Here is a 15,008-nt window from a genome sequence, read left to right on the forward strand (position 1 = left end):
ACACCCGTTCCCATTCCGAACACGGAAGTTAAGCTCTTCAGCGCCGATGGTAGTTGGGACTTTGTCCCTGTGAGAGTAGGACGTCGCCAAGCAAAGAAAAAAAGGTTAGCTGCTAATCAGCTAACCTTTTTTTGTGTTCATGAAATGTGTGCAATTGTTTTTAGGAAAGAAGAACTTCTAACATTTACCAAAAGTGAACACATCCTGTACATGTCCAGTGGAGAGTAGGACGTCATCAAACAACAAGGAAAAGGTTCAAGATGTTTGTCAACGTATTGATAAGTAAGCTTTTCTTGATTTAATGTTCCTTTAGATTAAGTGATATTTCCCCCAAATTTATTAAAATTAATAAAAATGAGTCAAACGATATAAAAAGTCCTTCCTGCTAAATGCAGAAGGACTTTAATTTACTATTAATTCTTTTCTCTTATTAATTCGTCTCTATCGGATGCCATTGGAGGCTGTTCGAGCCATCCGTTTTTAATCATGATATTAGCTCCATCTTCTGCATACATCTGAATTTCTAGAGATAGCCTGTTATACATTGCACTAAGATCTCCTCGAGGACTTTGACTAACAGATGTACCGTAATAGCCAACACTCAAAGAAATCAAGCCACTTGTAAAGAACATCATCAGCTTATCAGAAAAGGTATGAGCTGTACTATTTGTTATTTCTGAATCCCAACCCATAGGTGCAGGAAGTTTACTTTCTTCTAGCTTACCTCTAAATAATCTAATATGTTTATTCCCAACTTCTAGACCTTTTAATAAGAATTGTTTTACATCCTTTTCCTTAGCAACCTGACTAAATCCAGTAAGTGTAGCTACTCCCAAGGCATTTCTTTGCAAATTCGCAAATAAATTATCTACTTCGGCCGCAACTAAAGGTCTTTTTTCTCCGAATACATCTAACATAAACCATTGCTTTTTTACAAATTCAACCTTTTCTAAATTGGGCAGGCTCGGAGACCTGATAAATAATCCTTTAGATAATAATAATTCGGTTGATCTATTATATAATTGCATTGTTTCTGTTAGACATTCCATGTAATAGGATCTAATATCACTTCTTACAGATGTTCCAACACTGCCAGCATATGTTGTAAGTCCAACCTTAGACATTTGATTTATAAAATTAAGGAAAAAACTGTCGGAATAAAGTCTAGGAGCAGTTAAATCAACATCCTCTTCAATATTAAAACCACATGGAACTGCATTTTTTTCTTCTGTTAGTATAGCTGTAATCTTTTGAATATGTGACTTTGACAATTCTAAAGCGAATTCAATAATGGGCTTAATTTCAATATCCTCAGTTTTTTCTAAAAAATATGTAAGAACACATACGCTTGAGCTATCATTTAAGTATTGAAGCCAAAGTTGACCAATCTCGCCTGCTGTTAACCTAATCTGACTTTTATCCTCCATAAGTTACCTCCAAAAAAGATATACTAAAAAATACCTTCCCCAATAATTACCTATAATATGTATTAGTTAAATTAAGCCCCCTACCCTAAGTAGAGCATAGCTACTTCCTGAACTACTTTGTTCATCAGTTACTCTTTTTTATAATTAACTAAACTCCTATATTTATTTTATACAATATCTGCATCTCATCTATTACAAACAATAAGCATTCTAATAATAGGTTTTAAGAAATAGTAAGCCATTGATTCCAATTTTCTCTTATATGATTTTAAATCTATCTCTAAAACATCTATACTAATATTATAATCATGGTGTTAAATTACTGGAGGAACTAATCTTGATGTTTGTTAAAAGTCTTTATAAAAAGATGAGCTATAAAAATAGAATGCTTGTCTTTCTACTATTAATAAGTTTTGTGGGTTCCATTTATTTTGTTCATAATAATCATTTTTTATATGAACGTCCCATTGCTAAGGTCATAAAAACAAATATTGAAGAAACAACGAAAGTAACAGATTCTAACGAAAATGAAGATCAACTTTATATGCAGTCTATTGTGGCAGAAGTGAAAAATGGTAAAGAAAAGGGAAAGGAGATTTATCTGGAAAATGAATATTCACGATCCAAAGCGTTTGACAATGAATTTCATGTTGGAAATGAGTTATTCATTAAAATTGATCAAGATATTGACGAAGGTGCAAAACTAACGGGGACCATTTTGGATGTCAAACGTGATAAGTACTTGATGATGATAGCGTGGGTATTTATTTTTGTTTTACTTCTGGTAGGGAAAAGGCAGGGGCTGTTATCCATCATTAGTTTAATTGTAAATGCCATCATTTTATCGTATGCATTGGATATTTATCTCCAGAATTCAGATCAGAGTCTTATTTGGATTTGCTGTATTAGTGTTATTTTATTTACTGTTATATCCTTATTGCTGGTAAACGGCTTTAATGAGAAAACATTTGCAGCTATTATCGCAACCCTACTTGGGACGTTTATATCCTTATTGATTACTTACATAGTATTAGTGCTCACAGATGAAAAAGGACTGCGATATGAGGAGTTACAATTTATTACGAGGCCATATCGTGTGGTATTTATGGCAGGGCTATTTATTGGTTCATTGGGAGCAGTAATGGACGTAGCGATTACCATGTCATCTTCCCTTTTTAGTTTATATGAGAAAAATAATGATATATCGATAAAAGCACTTATTAAGTCTGGAATGGAAATTGGAAGAGATATTATGGGAACGATGACCAATATTTTGTTTTTTGCCTATGTCAGTGGTTCGATTCCGATCCTCCTTCTCTATTTTAAGAATGCTTCTCCATTTGGTTATACTCTTTCCATAAATCTTTCACTAGAAATGGCGAGAGCTTTAGCAGGAGGAATAGGAATTGTGTTAACGATACCAATTGGTCTTTATATAACTATATTTTTTATCAATAGAAAGAGGGCAAAACTATGAACGTACTAGTGATACTCGCAGTGATACTCTTTCTGCTAATGACACTTATTGGAGGGGGAAAGGGAGTAAGGTCATTTGTGGCTATATTCCTAAACTTTGGTGTGGTCATTTTTACAGTCATATTAATGAATGATCCGAACCTTGCTCCAGTTATACTAACGATTATTGCGTGTTTATTCATTAGTTGTATTAATTTATTTTTTATAAACGAAGTGAATATTAAAACAAAACCTGCCTTTTTAGCAACAATTGTCTCAACTGTTATCTTACTCATTTTTATCCTCTACCTCACAGATACTGCAATGATCCAGGGATTTGGTGAAGAAGAAATTGAAGAGCTTGGAATGTTTTCTTTTTATATTGGTCTTGATTTCGTGAAAATTGCTTCGGCGGTAATAATTATGAGTACGATTGGTGCCATTACAGATACGGCTATGGCGATATCTTCGCCTATGCGAGAGATTCATTTTCATAATCCGCATATTAGTCGAAAAGAATTATTTCTCTCTGGATTAAGTATTGGGAGAGATATATTAGGAACAAGTACGAATACGCTGTTTTTTGCATTCTTTGGTGGCTATTTAGCGTTGTTAATCTGGTTTAAAGACTTGTCATATTCGATTGGAGAAGTCATAAATTCAAAGATTTTCAGTGCAGAAATGATTACGATTCTTTGTTCTGGGATTGGAGTAACTACTGTTATACCGATTACCGCTTGGATTACTGCCTATTTCTTAATGAGGAGAAAAGAGAATAGTGAGGAAACTTTATAAGCTTACTTTGCATTTTTCTAAGCTAGAAATATAGTATTAATAGTAGAAGAGATATTGCATGAGGAGGAATTATGTGGGGACAGGAAGCCTTATTTGGAGAAAGGTTGTTACTACATTCGTAGCTGCTGTAATCTTTTCAGCTATTTTAGGTTATGGTTCTGAAGGTGCTATTCAGCAAGTGGAATACAATCAAGGTAATCAATTCATTGGATGGACGTTCATCTATTTTCTATACATAGGCGTAATCATGCTTATTTACGGAAACCTCGTCTCGATCGGTATTGAATACTTGCAGAGTAAATGGTTTCGTAAGCAAGATTGGTTGTATGTCATCATACTCGGTGTATTTGGTTTGGCGAATGGACTTTTATTTCAAGAGGTATCCTTTGCTATATTAGGTATGATTGCAGCTATATTGTATGCTGTGATCGATAAATGGATATATCGAAGGATGTTAAAAGATAAGGGTATCGTATGGTTTATCATTGTACCAGTCGTGGCCATTTTTATTACATGGGGAACGTTACAATTGCTATCTCCACCTATGCCTCCTTTTACTGCTGACGATGCTGTTGCCTTTGCAACTTCAGGTGAAGATATGGAGACTGAGTACTTCCCGAGGGAAATCGGGGTATGGAAAGGCAATGTCGAAGGATTCGAAGTTAAGCGAGAAACGTCTGCAGAAGAGATTGATAAGGAGATATATCTTGTAACCTTTACAGAAAGCTGGGAAAAAGGTGATGTAAAAGGTTCATGGTCCTTCTCGTACAAAGTTGAGCGTAATAGTTTATCGGCACATGGTGGTAATGGAGAGATTCCACCTTATTATAAATAGTATAAAAAGAGTAACTTCATAGAGGTTACTCTTTCTTCATAACTCTCATTATGGAATAGCTTATGGCAGCGATTAACAGACAGGCTAGTATGATCCAAGTGATGCCTGAGTTCGATTGTTCCGGGATTTTCGTGATTTTAGTTGGTTGTTCACCGTCTTTTAATATGGATAAATCCTTATCTGCGGCTGCGAGAGGCTTTGTGATTGAGCATAGAGATGTTATAAGCTTTCCTTCTGATTCAGTTGCATAGACTAAATAGTTTTTTCCTTGAACAAAGGAATACCCGCAACTTGCTGAATCGGTGCCAGTAAAAACCGCTACTTCTGAATCCTGGGTACCTTTCCACGTATTCTTCACTTCAAATACTACCTTTACAGGCATAAAGTCGTCTGGAGATGATGGGCTGCTTTCTTCTATTCGAATTACCTTACCTGAAAAAACTGCATTCACTTTACTAAATTCTTCTTCAACTGATCCAGGTGCCATGCACGAACAGGCAAAGGATTGACTAGGAGAGAGGAGTGTAAGTGATAAGAGAAAGGTTAATAACATCACAAGTATAGTTGGTTTCTTCATACGTAATTTCCCCCTTTAAAGTTTTAGACGTAAAGAAGGAGAGGAAGTTACGTATGTGCAAAGGAAAATTACAAATAATAGTAGTTAATTACGGTTATTAGTTTAGCAGGTGGTCTCCGGTGGTAGTAGGATGATAGGCAAGCCTTTTTACTCGTGAATTTTAACAGAGACTTTACTTTTTTTATGATCGTCAGGAATTTGGCGATGTAGGTGGATGATAAGTAGACCGTGCTCATAGTGAGCGAACACCTTATCACTTCGTACATTAAAGGGCAGATCGATTTCCCGTTTAAAAGGGCCGTTCTTAATCCCCTCATGAAGAAGTTTAAAACCTTTGTAGGTAAGATTAATCTTACCTTCTACTTCTATTTTATTCTGATGAACAAACACGTCCAATGATTCGATGTTTGTAATACCGGGTATGTTAATCACGCAAAGTAATTCATTTTCTGATTGATATAGGTTATGTTGGGTATATTGATTTTGAAGAAGATGATCGAAATTTCCCCAAAATTCATCACCAAAGAACCCTTTGAATTGATCTTTCATTTTGGAAAAGTCCTTTAAGTAGGGGTTATTCATGTTGTGACGCCTCCATTTATAAAAAATTCCACACATATGTAATAGTGTATGAAACAAGTAAATGGTTGTGCCTAAACGTAAGTAAAGTAAATAAAGGAGGCATTAGATGGTATCAACAGGTTTTAGTATGATTGTCATTATTTTATTAATTAACATTGTGTACGTTTCATTTTTTACAATTCGAATGATTTTAACGTTGAAAGGACAACGGTATTTAGCTGCATTTTTAAGTATGATTGAGGTTGTCATTTATGTAGTGGGTCTCGGGTTAGTACTGGATAACTTAAACGAGATTGAAAATTTAATTGCGTATGCAGTAGGTTATGGTATTGGTGTTTTAGTAGGAATGAAGCTTGAGGAAAAACTTGCTTTAGGGTATATTACAGTCAATGTGATTACGAAGGAATATGATCAGGATTTGCCTAAGATGTTACGCGAAAAAGGATATGGGGTAACATCATGGGAAGCTCATGGTCTTGAAGGAAACAGAATGTCTCTTCAAATCCTTACACCCAGGAAATATGAGTTAATGCTATATAAAACGATAAAAGATTTAGATCCAGGTGCATTTATTATTTCATATGAACCGAAGTCGATACACGGAGGGTTCTGGATTAAAAATGTCAGGAAAGGAAAATTAGAGAATGCCGACTAAAAAGCCAGGTAAAATGAAATTTCGAGTAGAGGAAAATGAAACGATAGAAGCTTGTCTGGAACGTATGAAAATAGAGGGCTATACGCCTGTACGAAGAATGGAAGAGCCAATCTTTCAAGAGGTTGTCGTAAATGGAGTAAAAGATGTGGAACCGTGTGGACGAAGGATTGTATTTGAAGGAAAGTTAGTAAAATCCGAACATTAATTAAGTATATTTTTTGAACGTTCGAATTTGTTGTTGCACCCATTACCATATACTGATATCATAATAGTAGATGAAATATAAGATACGTGATAGTTGTTTGCCTCATATAATCTTGGGAATATGGCCCATAAGTTTCTACCCAGTAACCGTAAACTACTGGACTATGAGGGAAAGTGATGGGTGTTCCTGTCTTTGATTGCCCGTGTAGTTGCTTTCTCTTAATAGGGGAGACTTCTGCACGGGCATTTTTATGTAAAAAAGGAGGAATTAATTTGAATCCAGTTGTTGGTGTCATAATGGGGAGCAGTTCTGATTGGGAGACGATGAAACATACTTGTGACATTTTAGATGAACTAGATATTCCGTATGAAAAAAGAGTGGTTTCAGCACATCGAACTCCAGATGAAATGTTTGTATATGCAGAATCAGCAAGAAATAGAGGGTTAAAAGTGGTTGTAGCAGGTGCTGGTGGGGCTGCTCATTTACCTGGAATGGTCGCAGCAAAAACAACGTTGCCTGTGATTGGTGTGCCCGTTCAATCAAAAGCGTTAAATGGAGTAGACTCCTTATACTCTATCGTGCAAATGCCAGGTGGAATTCCTGTCGCAACAGTAGCAATAGGAAAAGCAGGGGCAACGAATGCAGGGCTTTTAGCAGCACAAATTCTAAGTATAGAAGATATAGAAGTAGAAAGAAGATTAGAGTCTAGACGTGAACGTATGAAACAAATAGCCCTAGAAATGAGTGATCAGCTTGTATAAAACAATTTTACCGGGAAGTGTTATTGGAATTATTGGCGGAGGTCAGTTAGGGAGAATGATGGCGATCGCTGCAAAGGAAATGGGGTATCGTATTGCTGTACTCGATCCAGCCACAGATAGTCCATGCGGCCAAGTAGCTGATGTTGAGATAAAAGCGCATTATCATGATATGGAAGCTATTCGAAAGCTTGCTTCAGTCAGTGATGTAATTACATATGAATTTGAAAATATCGATCATGAAGCGTTAGTGTGGCTACAGGAGAATACTTATTTACCTCAAGGCTCAGAATTATTAAGAATTACACAAGACCGTGAAATAGAAAAAAGAGAGATTGTTAGATTAGGAGTGCCAGTTGCACCTTACCAAATTGTCAAAACAGAGATGGAATTAGAAGAAGCTGTTGTTCAGATTGGTTTGCCATGTGTTGTGAAAACATGTTTAGGCGGGTATGACGGAAAAGGGCAAGTAGTTGTTCGAAACTACCGAGATATCGAAAAAGCCTATGATTTGTTGCTAAGTGACAAATGTATTGTAGAAGGATTTGTTTCATTTGAAAAAGAGCTGTCTGTCATTGTTTCAAGAAGTCCTAGAGGGGATGTATCGTTTCTGCCTTTAGCTGAAAATATTCATGTGGAAAATATTCTACATCAAACAATCGTTCCAGCTAGAGTGGATGAAACAGTAACTGAAAAAGCAATTTTAAGGGCAAAACAAATTGCAGAAGGACTAAACCTAGTTGGGACGTTAGCAGTTGAAATGTTTTTAGTGAACGGGGACATTTACGTGAACGAGCTTGCACCACGACCTCACAACTCTGGTCACTATTCAATTGAAGCGTGTGAGTCGTCTCAGTTTGAACAGCACATTCGCGCAATTTGCAATCTTCCACTCGGAGGAACAAGGCTGTTAACCCCTGTAGTGATGGTGAATGTATTAGGTGAGCATGTCGGAATTACGTTAGATAATATCGAGCTATTAAAATCAGGGAAGCTTCATCTTTACGGCAAGAAAGAAGCGAAGAGGAAACGGAAAATGGGGCACATTACCTTTATAGGTGAAAGTGTGGAAAACATAATTGAAACCATTAACGCACTACCAATATGGAATGAATACAAGATGGAGGTACAATCATGATTGAACGTTACACAAGAGAAGAAATGGGATCCATTTGGACGGATGAAAATAAATATAATGCGTGGTTAGAAGTAGAGATATTAGCGTGTGAGGCTTGGGCAGAACTCGGTGACATTCCTAAGGAAGATGTTGCACTTATTCGTCAAAAGGCATCTTTTAACGTGAATCGTATTTTAGAAATTGAAGAAGAAACGAGACATGACGTTGTTGCATTTACTCGCGCGGTGTCAGAAACTCTTGGCGAAGAGAAAAAATGGGTGCATTATGGATTAACGTCAACAGACGTTGTGGACACAGCACTATCTTATTTGTTAAAGCAGGCAAATGAAATCCTGCGAAAAGATTTACATAACTTTATCGAGATTTTAAAAAATAAAGCACTTGAGCATAAATACACAGTGATGATGGGGCGTACGCACGGTGTTCATGCTGAGCCAACAACATTTGGATTGAAGTTGGCACTTTGGTATGAAGAGATGAAGCGAAATCTAGAACGTTTTGAAGCAGCAGCAGAAGGAATTGAATTTGGAAAAATGTCTGGTGCAGTTGGAACGTATGCGAATATTAACCCATTCGTAGAGAAGTATGTGTGTGAAAAGCTTGGATTAAAAGCTGCACCGATTTCAACACAAACTTTGCAACGTGACCGTCATGCACATTATATTTCCACACTTGCTTTAATTGCAACGTCGATTGAGAAGTTTGCAACAGAGGTTCGTGGATTGCAAAAGAGTGAAACGCGTGAGGTAGAAGAATTCTTTGCAAAGGGTCAAAAGGGATCATCGGCAATGCCGCATAAGCGTAATCCAATTGGTTCTGAAAATATGACAGGTCTTGCTCGTGTCATCCGTGGTCATATGTTAACAGCATATGAAAATGTTTCGTTATGGCATGAACGTGATATTTCTCATTCATCTGCAGAACGTATTATTTTGCCGGATGCTACGATTTTACTGAACTATATGCTTAACCGTTTCGGAAACATCGTGAAAAATTTAACGGTATTCGAAGACAACATGAAGCGTAATATGGATCGCACCTTTGGCTTAATTTACTCACAACGTGTTCTTTTAGCTTTAATTGATGCTGGCATGTCGAGAGAAGAAGCGTATGACACAGTGCAATCAAAGGCGATGGAGGCTTGGGAAAAGCAAATGTCGTTTAAAGAGCTTGTTTTAGGAGAAGAGAAAATTACATCAAGATTATCACCTGCACAAATTGATGACTGCTTTGATTATAGTTACCACCTTTCTGGGGTAGATACGATTTTTGAACAAGTAGGATTGTAGGGGGAGAAGGATGGAGAAGCTGGGCTTGCTATATGAGGGAAAAGCAAAACGAATTTATGCGACAAATGATGAGGGTATAGTTTGGGTTGAGTATAAAGATTCTGCAACAGCTTTTAACGGTGAAAAGAAGGCAACGATTACAGGGAAAGGGAGATTGAATAATACGATTTCCTGCTTGCTATTTGAAATGCTTCACGAAAAGGGAATTGACACGCACTTAGTGGAGCGGATTTCTGATATAGAGCAGCTTGTGAAGAAAGTTGCGATTATTCCACTTGAAGTCGTTGTTCGAAATGTAGCAGCGGGTTCCTTATCAAAGCGATTAGGCTTAGAGGAAGGGTCTCCGCTAGCTTCTCCAATCATCGAACTTTATTACAAAAATGATGAGCTAGGTGATCCTCTTATAAATGAAGATCATATTAAGTTGTTACACCTCGCTTCTATGTTACAGGTAAATGAAATGAAGCAGAAGGCACAGGAGATAAACACAGTATTAACTTCATTTTTTGATGAAAAGAATGTGAGATTAATAGACTTTAAGTTAGAATTCGGAATTACTACAGACGGCACTGTACTACTTGCTGATGAAATCTCCCCAGATACGTGTCGTTTATGGGATAAAGAAACAAATGAGAAGCTTGATAAAGATGTATTTAGAAGAGGATTAGGAAGCTTAACAGAGGCATACGAACAAATATTAGAACGCTTAGGGGGATCATCATGTACAAAGTAAAGGTTTTCGTTACATTACGCGAAAGTGTGTTAGACCCACAAGGAACAGCAGTAAAAGGATCACTTCATAGTTTATCGTATACAGAAGTTCAAGATGTGCGCATCGGCAAATTCCTAGAGTTAACGATTGAAAAGAGTGAACGTCCGATTGACGAGCTTGTAAAAGAAATGTGTGAACGCCTGTTAGCGAATACGGTAATCGAAGACTTTACTTATGAGCTAGAGGAGGTTGTCCCTCAGTGAAATTTGCATGTGTAGTATTCCCAGGTTCCAATTGTGATGTTGATATGTTTCACGCCATTAAGGATGAACTAGGTGAAGAGGTTGAGTATGTTTGGCATGATACAAAATCATTAGATTCGTATGACGGAATTTTACTGCCAGGTGGTTTTTCGTATGGCGATTACTTACGTTCAGGAGCGATTGCGAGATTTTCGAATGTCATGAGTGAAGTTATCAAGGCAGCTGAACTTGGTAAACCAATCTTAGGTGTGTGTAATGGATTTCAAATTTTACTAGAAGCGGGATTATTACCAGGTGCAATGCGCCGAAATAAAGATTTGAAGTTTATATGTAAGCATGTTGAGTTGGTTGTTGAAAACAATAATACGATGTTTTCGGCTGGTTATGAAGCGGGAGAGGTGATATCCATTCCTGTTGCACATGGTGAAGGAAATTACTATTGTGACGAACAAACGTTAGCTGCCTTGAAAGAGAACAATCAAATCGTATTCACTTACAACGAAGATATTAACGGAAGCTTAGAAAATATTGCCGGGATTGTGAATGAAAAAGGAAATGTACTAGGGATGATGCCACACCCTGAGAGAGCTGTAGATTCCTTACTAGGCAGTGCAGATGGGCTTAAATTATTTCAATCAATTTTAAAGCAATGGAGGGAAACTCATGTCGTTACTTCTTGAACCAACATCAGAGCAAATTAAAAATGAAAAAATCTATCAAGAAATGGGTCTAAGTAGCGAGGAGTTTGCTTTAGTTGAAAAAACTTTAGGACGTTTGCCAAACTATACAGAGCTAGGCTTGTTCTCGGTTATGTGGTCAGAGCATTGTAGCTATAAAAACTCAAAGCCAGTTCTTCGCAAGTTCCCAACAAAAGGAGAGCGCGTACTTCAAGGTCCTGGAGAAGGGGCTGGAATTGTAGACATCGGTGATGAACAAGCCGTTGTTTTCAAGATGGAAAGTCATAATCATCCGTCTGCCATCGAGCCGTATCAAGGAGCAGCAACAGGAGTTGGTGGAATCATTCGTGACGTTTTCTCAATGGGAGCTCGTCCGGTTGCGCTATTAAACTCTCTTCGTTTCGGGGAGTTAACATCTCCTAGAATGAAATATTTATTTGAAAATGTTGTAGCAGGAATTGCAGGTTATGGAAACTGTGTAGGGATTCCAACGGTTGGTGGAGAGATTCAATTCGACCCTTCTTATGATGGAAATCCTCTAGTCAATGCGATGTGTGTCGGTTTAATTGATCATAAGGACATTAAAAAAGGTGTAGCTTCAGGTGTCGGCAATACGGTGATGTATGTTGGTGCGAAAACGGGTCGTGATGGAATTCACGGTGCAACGTTTGCTTCTGAAGAACTGTCTGATGCCTCTGAGGAGAAGCGTCCGGCTGTTCAAGTAGGAGATCCATTTATGGAGAAGCTTTTGCTTGAGGCATGTTTAGAATTAGTAAAATGTGATGCACTAGTCGGAATTCAAGACATGGGTGCAGCAGGATTAACATCCTCATCTGCAGAGATGGCAAGTAAAGCAGGATCAGGTATTGAAATGAACTTAGACTTAGTACCGCAGCGTGAAACAGGGATGACTGCTTATGAAATGATGTTGTCTGAATCACAAGAACGTATGCTAATCGTTGTGGAAAAAGGTAGAGAACAGGAAATTCAAGATATTGTTGTGAAGTATGGTTTAGAAGCAGTGGCTGTTGGTATTGTTACAGATGATAAGATGCTACGTTTAGTACATCGAGGTGAAGTGGTTGCCAACGTACCAGTTGATGCGTTAGCAGAAGATGCACCAGTGTATCATAAGCCTTCAAGTGAACCAGCTTATTATAGAGAGTTTCAATCCATGGAAAATGATATTCCTGAAGTGGACGATGTACAAGAAACGCTAGTTAAACTTTTATCTCAGCCAACGATTGCAAGCAAAGAGTGGGTTTATAACCAATATGATTATATGGTTCGTACGAATACGGTTGTTTCACCTGGTTCGGATGCTGCCGTTGTGCGTATTCGCGGTACGAGAAAAGCGTTAGCGATGACGACAGACTGTAATTCTCGTTACATTTATTTAGATCCAGAAGTAGGCGGGAAAATTGCAGTTAGTGAAGCAGCAAGAAATGTTGTTTGTTCAGGTGCTGAACCGATTGCGATTACGGACTGCTTGAACTTTGGTAACCCGGAAAAACCAGAAATTTTTTGGCAGTTAGAAAAAGCAGTTGATGGCATGAGTGCAGCATGTGAAAAGCTGAATGCACCTGTTATTAGCGGGAACGTTTCACTTTATAACGAAACAAATGGGACAGCAATCTATCCTACACCAACAGTTGGAATGGTAGGCTTAATTGAGGACATCGATCATATTACAACGCAAAGCTTTAAGCAAGCGGGTGATTTAGTGTATGTAATCGGAGAAACAAAACCAGAGTTTGGTGGAAGTGAGCTTCAAAAGTTAACATATGGACGTATTTTTGGAAAAGCACCAGAGTTAGATTTAGAGGTTGAAGCTGAGCGTCAGTCTGCACTTCTTGGGGCAATTCGTGCGGGTAGTGTTGCTTCTGCGCATGATGTATCAGAAGGTGGGCTAGGAGTGGCGTTGGCAGAGTCTCTGTTTGGAACAGGTTTAGGATTGGATGTTGATCTTACAGGTGAGGATGCTACAGTTGCTTTATTTAGTGAAACACAATCACGTTTTGTTGTGTCAGTAAAGCCTGAACAGAAGGAAAAGTTCGAGCAATTAGTTGCAGATGCATTCCTAGTTGGGAATGTTACGAACGATTCAATGTTAACGATTCGAGTTAATGAGAAGCCTGTCATCACCACTTCTGTTGAAGGATTAACAGAAGCTTGGAAGGGAGCAATTCCATGCTTGCTGAAATAAGAGGCTTGAATGAAGAGTGTGGAATTTTCGGAGTTTGGGGACATCCAGATGCTGCACAAATTACGTACTATGGATTGCATAGCTTGCAGCACCGCGGACAAGAGGGTGCTGGAATTGTAACAACCAATGGTGAAGTGATGCGTGGTGTGAAAGGTCTTGGACTTGTAACGGAAGTATTTAAGCAAGAAGAGATGAAGGATTTTTACGGGAAAGCTGCAATCGGTCACGTTCGCTATGCGACTGCTGGTGGTGGTGGGTATGAAAATGTACAGCCACTTCTATTTAACTCGCAAAGTGGCAGTCTAGCACTGGCTCATAACGGAAATCTTGTCAATGCGACTGCGTTAAAGCATCAACTAGAAGGGCAAGGAAGTATTTTTCAAACAACGTCCGATACGGAGGTATTAGCTCACTTAATTAAACGAGGTGGAAATTTACCGTTGAATGAGCGTGTGAAGAATGCTTTATCTATGGTAAAGGGGGCATTTGCTTTTCTCATCATGACAGAAAATGAAATGATGATTGCCCTAGATCCACTAGGGATGCGGCCACTTTCACTTGGTAGATTAGGAGATGCCTTTGTAGTAGCTTCTGAGACTTGTGCATTTGATGTGGTTGGGGCGAAATTTGAAAGAGAAGTAGAGCCTGGTGAGCTCATTATTATTTCAGATGAAGGTATTCGTACAGAGCGGTATGCCGGCGTTCAGGCTCGCGCGATTTGTAGTATGGAATATGTTTATTTCGCTAGACCTGATAGTAACGTTGATAAAATTAATGTTCACAGTGCCCGTAAGAATTTAGGTAGATGGCTAGCACTAGAAGCGCCATCTGAAGCAGATGTTGTCATAGGGGTACCAGATTCTAGTATTTCAGCAGCAATTGGATATGCTGAAGCAATGAGCATTCCTTATGAAATTGGATTGATTAAAAATCGATATGTTGGAAGAACGTTCATCCAACCTTCTCAATCATTACGTGAGCAAGGTGTGAAGATGAAACTTTCGCCAGTACGCGCGATTGTAGAAGGAAAGCGTGTAGTCATGGTGGATGATTCCATCGTGCGTGGAACGACGAGCCGCCGCATTGTGAACATGCTTCGAGATGCGGGAGCGAGCGAAGTGCACGTACGAATCAGTTCACCACCCATTAAAAATCCATGCTATTACGGTATCGATACATCAACAAGTGAGGAGCTAATTGCTTCAGATAAGACAGTAGAGGAAATTAGAGAAATCATTGGGGCAGACTCCCTGTCGTTTTTAAGCAACGAAGGAATGCTAAGCGCAATAGGTCGCCCAGATTCAGATGAAAATAAAGGACAATGTATGGCGTGCTTTACGGGAAAATACCCAACCGAAATCTACCCAGACACCGTGCACCCATACTTAAAATGTTAAGCACAAAATAAACGAAAATAATTTAACGCTTTAAAGG

The 15,008-nt window shown here is 38.3% G+C and carries 16 protein-coding genes, 1 rRNA gene and 1 riboswitch; of the genes, 14 read left to right on the forward strand and 3 right to left on the reverse strand.

Going from position 1 to position 15,008, the window contains the following annotated elements; translation table 11 throughout:
• Positions 1-92, forward strand: a 5S ribosomal RNA gene (rrf, locus tag JR050_RS00820); the annotation flags it as partial.
• A gap of 321 nt (positions 93-413) precedes the next feature.
• On the opposite strand, the gene JR050_RS00825 is transcribed toward rrf, so the two are convergent.
• Complete coding sequence (locus tag JR050_RS00825; RefSeq protein WP_204201619.1) at positions 414-1,427, reverse strand: DUF3231 family protein; 1,014 nt, start codon at positions 1,425-1,427, stop codon at positions 414-416.
• Between the two features lie 337 nt (positions 1,428-1,764).
• Between JR050_RS00825 and JR050_RS00830 the strand changes: the two genes are divergently transcribed.
• The 3 genes from JR050_RS00830 (at position 1,765) to JR050_RS00840 (ending at position 4,512) form a co-directional block, all read left to right on the forward strand.
• Positions 1,765-2,904, forward strand: coding sequence for a YibE/F family protein (locus tag JR050_RS00830; protein ID WP_430392838.1), 1,140 nt, complete (start codon positions 1,765-1,767; stop codon positions 2,902-2,904).
• Positions 2,901-3,677, forward strand: coding sequence for a YibE/F family protein (locus JR050_RS00835; protein WP_204201620.1), 777 nt, complete (start codon positions 2,901-2,903; stop codon positions 3,675-3,677). The genes JR050_RS00830 and JR050_RS00835 overlap by 4 nt, the downstream gene beginning before the upstream one ends.
• A gap of 73 nt (positions 3,678-3,750) precedes the next feature.
• Complete coding sequence (locus tag JR050_RS00840) at positions 3,751-4,512, forward strand: hypothetical protein (RefSeq protein WP_346726685.1); 762 nt, start codon at positions 3,751-3,753, stop codon at positions 4,510-4,512.
• A 25-nt stretch (positions 4,513-4,537) separates the two neighbouring features.
• Here the strand turns inward: JR050_RS00840 and JR050_RS00845 are convergent, their stop codons facing one another.
• A complete protein-coding gene (locus JR050_RS00845; protein WP_204201622.1) occupies positions 4,538-5,089 on the reverse strand; it encodes a hypothetical protein in 552 nt (183 codons plus the stop codon).
• Positions 5,090-5,236: 147 nt separating this feature from the next.
• Positions 5,237-5,671 carry an Hsp20/alpha crystallin family protein gene (locus JR050_RS00850; protein ID WP_204201623.1) on the reverse strand — a complete coding sequence of 145 codons (435 nt, stop codon included), beginning with the start codon at positions 5,669-5,671 and terminating at the stop codon, positions 5,237-5,239.
• A 106-nt stretch (positions 5,672-5,777) separates the two neighbouring features.
• On the opposite strand from JR050_RS00850, the gene JR050_RS00855 reads away from it, so the two are divergent.
• The 10 genes from JR050_RS00855 to purF all read left to right on the forward strand — a co-directional run bounded on the left by JR050_RS00855 (position 5,778) and on the right by purF (position 14,971).
• Positions 5,778-6,326, forward strand: coding sequence for a DUF2179 domain-containing protein (locus tag JR050_RS00855; protein ID WP_204201624.1), 549 nt, complete (start codon positions 5,778-5,780; stop codon positions 6,324-6,326).
• Positions 6,316-6,531 carry an NETI motif-containing protein gene (locus tag JR050_RS00860; RefSeq protein ID WP_204201625.1) on the forward strand — a complete coding sequence of 72 codons (216 nt, stop codon included), beginning with the start codon at positions 6,316-6,318 and terminating at the stop codon, positions 6,529-6,531. Before JR050_RS00855 ends, JR050_RS00860 begins: the two co-directional genes overlap by 11 nt.
• Before the next feature lie 82 nt (positions 6,532-6,613).
• Positions 6,614-6,715: riboswitch (purine riboswitch) on the forward strand.
• An 88-nt stretch (positions 6,716-6,803) separates the two neighbouring features.
• Positions 6,804-7,292, forward strand: coding sequence for a 5-(carboxyamino)imidazole ribonucleotide mutase (gene purE / locus JR050_RS00865; RefSeq protein ID WP_204201626.1), 489 nt, complete (start codon positions 6,804-6,806; stop codon positions 7,290-7,292).
• Positions 7,276-8,427: a 5-(carboxyamino)imidazole ribonucleotide synthase gene (gene purK, locus JR050_RS00870; RefSeq protein WP_204201627.1), complete on the forward strand. Its 1,152-nt coding sequence runs from the start codon at positions 7,276-7,278 to the stop codon at positions 8,425-8,427. The genes purE and purK overlap by 17 nt, the downstream gene beginning before the upstream one ends.
• Positions 8,424-9,716 carry an adenylosuccinate lyase gene (purB, locus tag JR050_RS00875; RefSeq protein ID WP_204201628.1) on the forward strand — a complete coding sequence of 431 codons (1,293 nt, stop codon included), beginning with the start codon at positions 8,424-8,426 and terminating at the stop codon, positions 9,714-9,716. The genes purK and purB overlap by 4 nt, the downstream gene beginning before the upstream one ends.
• 10 nt (positions 9,717-9,726) lie before the next feature.
• Positions 9,727-10,449, forward strand: a complete 723-nt coding sequence (gene purC / locus JR050_RS00880) for a phosphoribosylaminoimidazolesuccinocarboxamide synthase (RefSeq protein WP_204201629.1) — start codon at positions 9,727-9,729, stop codon at positions 10,447-10,449.
• Positions 10,437-10,691 (forward strand): phosphoribosylformylglycinamidine synthase subunit PurS, encoded by a 255-nt coding sequence (purS, locus tag JR050_RS00885; protein WP_149220675.1) that lies wholly within the window; start codon positions 10,437-10,439, stop codon positions 10,689-10,691. The genes purC and purS overlap by 13 nt, the downstream gene beginning before the upstream one ends.
• The gene (purQ, locus tag JR050_RS00890; protein WP_204201630.1) at positions 10,688-11,371 is read left to right on the forward strand and encodes a phosphoribosylformylglycinamidine synthase subunit PurQ; all 684 of its coding nucleotides are present in this window, start codon (positions 10,688-10,690) and stop codon (positions 11,369-11,371) included. The genes purS and purQ overlap by 4 nt, the downstream gene beginning before the upstream one ends.
• Positions 11,355-13,574 (forward strand): phosphoribosylformylglycinamidine synthase subunit PurL, encoded by a 2,220-nt coding sequence (gene purL / locus JR050_RS00895; protein ID WP_204201631.1) that lies wholly within the window; start codon positions 11,355-11,357, stop codon positions 13,572-13,574. Before purQ ends, purL begins: the two co-directional genes overlap by 17 nt.
• Entirely contained in the window at positions 13,559-14,971 is a 1,413-nt protein-coding gene (purF, locus tag JR050_RS00900; RefSeq protein ID WP_204201632.1) for an amidophosphoribosyltransferase, read from the forward strand. Before purL ends, purF begins: the two co-directional genes overlap by 16 nt.
• Positions 14,972-15,008 lie beyond the last annotated feature (37 nt).

This window comes from Bacillus suaedaesalsae, assembly GCF_016890225.1.
GTDB lineage: Bacteria > Bacillota > Bacilli > Bacillales > SA4 > Bacillus_BS > Bacillus_BS suaedaesalsae.

Bases quoted from the DNA above. Each gene is read 5' to 3' on its own strand.
- purS (WP_149220675.1), top strand. From the start codon at position 10,437: ATGTACAAAGTAAAGGTTTTCGTTACATTACGCGAAAGTGTGTTAGAC.
- purL (WP_204201631.1), top strand. From the start codon at position 11,355: ATGTCGTTACTTCTTGAACCAACATCAGAGCAAATTAAAAATGAAAAA.
- purB (WP_204201628.1), top strand. From the start codon at position 8,424: ATGATTGAACGTTACACAAGAGAAGAAATGGGATCCATTTGGACGGAT.
- JR050_RS00850 (WP_204201623.1), bottom strand. From the start codon at position 5,671: ATGAATAACCCCTACTTAAAGGACTTTTCCAAAATGAAAGATCAATTC.
- JR050_RS00845 (WP_204201622.1), bottom strand. From the start codon at position 5,089: ATGAAGAAACCAACTATACTTGTGATGTTATTAACCTTTCTCTTATCA.
- JR050_RS00825 (WP_204201619.1), bottom strand. From the start codon at position 1,427: ATGGAGGATAAAAGTCAGATTAGGTTAACAGCAGGCGAGATTGGTCAA.
- JR050_RS00855 (WP_204201624.1), top strand. From the start codon at position 5,778: ATGGTATCAACAGGTTTTAGTATGATTGTCATTATTTTATTAATTAAC.
- JR050_RS00860 (WP_204201625.1), top strand. From the start codon at position 6,316: ATGCCGACTAAAAAGCCAGGTAAAATGAAATTTCGAGTAGAGGAAAAT.
- JR050_RS00835 (WP_204201620.1), top strand. From the start codon at position 2,901: ATGAACGTACTAGTGATACTCGCAGTGATACTCTTTCTGCTAATGACA.
- purC (WP_204201629.1), top strand. From the start codon at position 9,727: ATGGAGAAGCTGGGCTTGCTATATGAGGGAAAAGCAAAACGAATTTAT.
- purF (WP_204201632.1), top strand. From the start codon at position 13,559: ATGCTTGCTGAAATAAGAGGCTTGAATGAAGAGTGTGGAATTTTCGGA.